Origin of the sequence: Pseudooceanicola lipolyticus (assembly GCF_002786325.1) — a bacterium.
Taxonomy (GTDB): domain Bacteria; phylum Pseudomonadota; class Alphaproteobacteria; order Rhodobacterales; family Rhodobacteraceae; genus Pseudooceanicola_C; species Pseudooceanicola_C lipolyticus.
Window position 1 is genome coordinate 1 of sequence record NZ_PGTB01000252.1, and the last position, 3732, is coordinate 3732.

At 67.4% G+C, this 3732-nt stretch carries 5 protein-coding genes and 1 pseudogene; all 6 read left to right on the forward strand.

Going from position 1 to position 3732, the window contains the following annotated elements; genetic code table 11:
* Nucleotides 1-92 precede the first annotated feature (92 nt).
* Nucleotides 93-1118, forward strand: a complete 1026-nt coding sequence (gene ruvB / locus CVM52_RS24350; protein ID WP_100164889.1) for a Holliday junction branch migration DNA helicase RuvB — start codon at nt 93-95, stop codon at nt 1116-1118.
* Between the two features lie 62 nt (nt 1119-1180).
* Nucleotides 1181-1804 (forward strand): hypothetical protein, encoded by a 624-nt coding sequence (locus CVM52_RS24355; RefSeq protein ID WP_100164890.1) that lies wholly within the window; start codon nt 1181-1183, stop codon nt 1802-1804.
* Nucleotides 1801-2187, forward strand: a complete 387-nt coding sequence (gene ybgC / locus CVM52_RS24360; RefSeq protein WP_100164891.1) for a tol-pal system-associated acyl-CoA thioesterase — start codon at nt 1801-1803, stop codon at nt 2185-2187. The genes CVM52_RS24355 and ybgC overlap by 4 nt, the downstream gene beginning before the upstream one ends.
* A 103-nt stretch (nt 2188-2290) precedes the next feature.
* On the forward strand, nt 2291-2986 hold the full coding sequence (gene tolQ, locus CVM52_RS24365; protein WP_100164892.1) for a protein TolQ: 696 nt from the start codon (nt 2291-2293) through the stop codon (nt 2984-2986).
* A gap of 3 nt (nt 2987-2989) precedes the next feature.
* The gene (gene tolR, locus CVM52_RS24370; RefSeq protein ID WP_100164893.1) at nt 2990-3466 is read left to right on the forward strand and encodes a protein TolR; all 477 of its coding nucleotides are present in this window, start codon (nt 2990-2992) and stop codon (nt 3464-3466) included.
* 9 nt (nt 3467-3475) lie between these two features.
* A pseudogene (locus tag CVM52_RS27200) lies at nt 3476-3732 on the forward strand (energy transducer TonB); the annotation flags it as partial.

Genomic DNA, 3732 nt, shown 5'->3' on the forward strand with positions numbered 1-3732 from the left:
CGAGGCCGCCGGCAACGCCCCCGGCGCCGGCGAGGCCGAACTGATCCGAGCCGCGCTGAAACTGCTGGCGCCGAAGTCATGAGGGGCGCGCAATGACCGATGCCGACCCGACCTTGCGGCCCGAGCCGCTGCCGGAGGACAATGACCGTGCGCTGCGGCCGCAGCGGCTGGACGAGTTCATCGGCCAGGCCGAGGCGCGGGCGAACCTGAAGATCTTCATCCAATCCGCCCGGCAACGCGGCGAGGCGATGGATCACACGCTGTTCCACGGGCCTCCGGGTCTGGGCAAGACCACGCTGGCGCAGATCATGGCGCGCGAGCTGGGGGTGAATTTCCGCATGACCTCGGGGCCGGTGTTGGCCAAGGCGGGCGATCTGGCGGCGATCCTCACCAATCTCGAAGCGCGCGATGTGCTGTTCATCGACGAGATCCACCGCCTGAACCCGGCGGTCGAAGAGGTGCTGTACCCGGCGCTGGAGGATTTCGAGTTGGACCTGGTGATCGGCGAGGGCCCCGCCGCGCGCACCGTGCGGATCGAGCTGCAGCCCTTTACCCTGGTTGGTGCCACCACCCGGATGGGCCTGTTGACCACGCCGCTGCGCGACCGGTTCGGCATTCCGACGCGGCTGCAATTCTATACCATCGAGGAATTGCACGAGATCGTCACCCGCAATGCCCGCCTGCTGGGCGCCCCGGCCGAGGATGCCGGCGCGCGCGAGATCGCGCGGCGCGCGCGTGGCACGCCGCGTATCGCCGGGCGGCTGCTGCGCCGGGTGGTGGATTTCGCCGTGGTCGAGGGCGACGGGCGGATCACCCGCGCGCTGGCCGACAATGCGCTGACCCGGCTGGGGGTCGATCACCTGGGCCTGGATGGTGCCGACCGGCGCTATCTCGCGCTGATCGGCGAAAGCTATGGCGGCGGACCGGTGGGAATCGAAACCCTGTCGGCGGCGCTGAGCGAAAGCCGTGATGCGCTGGAAGAGGTGATCGAGCCCTATCTGCTGCAGCAGGGGCTGATCCAGCGCACCCCGCGCGGCCGCATGCTGGCGCGCAAGGCCTGGGATCACCTGGGCCTGCCAATGCCGAAATCGCCGGGGCAGGGCGACCTCTTCGGTTGACCTCGGCGGCATCGGGGCTATGCCTCCGGCAAGCGGATTTGCAAAGAGAAGAAGGGCAAGCTGTGACACCTGACAGCATCGAGTCGCTTTTCACCCGGGACAGCGGCGCCTTTGTGTTTGCGCGCTGGGGCCGGCCGATCGCGCCGATTGTCTTCGGCGTGGAAGAGCCGACGCTGCGCGTGGTCAAGGGCGCGTTCGAGGCGGTTGCGGCGCTGGCCGGGCACAGCCTGGCCGAAACCGACCCGGAACTGGGCAGCAATTGCATGGTGTTCTTCTTCCGCGACTGGGCGGAATTGTCCGAGGTGCCCGATCTCGACCGGCTGATCCCGGATCTGGGGCCGCTGGTCGCACGGCTGACGGCGGCGAAGGCGAACCAGTACCGGGTGTTCCGGTTCGATGATTCGGGGGCGATCCAGGCCGCTTTCGTGTTCCTGCGCATGGATCCGGCGCTGGCGGCGCAGCCGGCTGAAGAACTGGCGCTGTCCCAGGTGGTGCAGGTGATGCTGTTGTGGTCCGAACGCGCCTTTGCCGCGCAGTCGCCGCTGGCCATCGCCGGCCAGAAGGTGATTTTGCGGCCCGAGATTGCCGGGGTGATCCGCGCCGCCTATGACCCGGTGCTGCCGGCGGCGGCGCGCGATCCCTCCCATGCGCTGCGCCTGTTTGCTCGGCTTGAGGCGGCGCCATGACCCACCGCTTCCCGGTCCGCGTCTATTACGAAGACACCGATATGGCGGGAGTTGTCTATCACGCCAATTACTTGCGCTATATCGAACGGGCGCGCAGCGACCTGGTGCGCGGGCTGGGCAATGACCAGAACGCCATGCGCCGCGACGGCGTGGTCTGGGTGGTGCGGCGGATCGAATGCGATTATCTGGCCACCGCGCAATTCGACGACGCACTGGAAGTTCTGACCCGGATCGTCTCGGTCTCGGGCGCCCGCGCGGTGATGGATCAGTCGGTCTGCCGCGGCGACACAGTGATTTTCACCGCCCGGGTGACGGTGGTTTGCATCAACGCGGCCGGCCGTCCGGTGCGGCTACCGGCAGAGATTCGCGCAACGCAGCGGTAAACGGGCTTGTGAGAGCAGGATCATTGGCAATCGGTTTAAATCTGCGATAATGGCGGCCATGTGAGGGCCGAAACAGAACGGCCCCGAGACAAAGAGCAGGCTCATGGAAACACAGACCCTGGCGCTGGCGCAGGAGATTGATTTCTCCCTGTGGGCGCTGTTTGCCCGCGCAACCCTGACCGTGAAACTGGTGATGCTGATGTTGCTGATCGCCTCGTTCTGGTCCTGGGCGATCATCATTCAGAAACACATCCTGTACCGCGCCGCCCGGCGCGAGGCGTCGATCTTTGACCGGGCGTTCTGGTCGGGCGAACCGCTGGACGGGCTGTTCGACCAGATCGGCGCCGATCCCGACGGCAATTCGCAGAAGATTTTCGCCGCCGGCATGACCGAATGGCGCCGGTCGCATCGCGACGATGGCGGGCTGATCGCCGGGGCGCAGGCCCGGATCGACCGCAGCATGGACGTGGCAATCAACAAGGAGGCCGAGGATTTGCAGCGCGGCCTGCCGATCCTGGCCACCGTCGGCTCGACCGCGCCCTTTGTCGGGCTGTTCGGCACGGTCTGGGGCATCATGCACGCCTTTATCGAGATCGCGCATCAGCAGAACACCAACCTGGCGGTTGTTGCCCCCGGTATCGCCGAGGCGCTGCTGGCCACCGGGCTGGGCCTGCTGGCGGCGATCCCGGCGGTGATCTTTTACAACAAGCTTTCTGCCGACAGTGACCGGATCGTGGCGGGGTATGAATCCTTCGCCGATGAATTCGCGACCATCCTGTCGCGCCAGCTGGACTCCTGAGCCATGGGCGCGGCGGTTCAGCAACCATCGGGCGGCGGCGGGCGGCGCCGCCGGGGCGGGCGGCGCAACGCCCGGCCGATGGCCGAGATCAATGTGACCCCCTTTGTCGATGTCATGCTGGTGCTGCTGATCATCTTCATGGTTGCAGCGCCGCTGTTGACCGTCGGCGTACCGGTGGATTTGCCCAAGACGGCGGCCGGGGCGCTGCCCTCGGATGACGAAGAGCCGCTGACCGTCACCCTGACGGCGGCCGGGTCGGTCCAGATCCAGACCACCGAAACCGCGCGGGATGAACTGATCCCCCGGCTGCGGGCGATTGCCGCCGAACGGTCCTCCGATCGGGTGTTCCTGCGCGCCGACGGGGCCATCCCCTATGCCCAGGTGATGGAGGTGATGGGCGCGCTGAATGCCGGCGGGTTTACGAATGTGGGCTTGGTGACCGAGACCGGCGGGCCGACGCTGGACCGGGCCGGCGGGTGAGGCCGCGCGTTGCAGACCGGTGCAAAAATCTCAGGCGCGGCCCATGTCGGGCTGATACTGATCGCCCTGTTCTGGGGTACGTTTTCGGCTGAGCCGGAACCGATGGAGGTTGCGCAGGCGGCGCTGATCTCGGCCGAGGAATATGCCGCGCTGAGCCAGACGCGGCAGGCGCCCGAACTGTCCGAAACACCGCCGCAGGTGCCCGAGCCGCCGGCGGAAACCGCCGCCCCCGAACCGGCGCCGCAGCCCGAGCCCGAACCGGCGCC

Coding starts and splice junctions, on each gene's coding strand:
- tolQ (WP_100164892.1), top strand. CDS start 2,291: ATGGAAACACAGACCCTGGCGCTGGCGCAGGAGATTGATTTCTCCCTG.
- ybgC (WP_100164891.1), top strand. CDS start 1,801: ATGACCCACCGCTTCCCGGTCCGCGTCTATTACGAAGACACCGATATG.
- ruvB (WP_100164889.1), top strand. CDS start 93: ATGACCGATGCCGACCCGACCTTGCGGCCCGAGCCGCTGCCGGAGGAC.
- tolR (WP_100164893.1), top strand. CDS start 2,990: ATGGGCGCGGCGGTTCAGCAACCATCGGGCGGCGGCGGGCGGCGCCGC.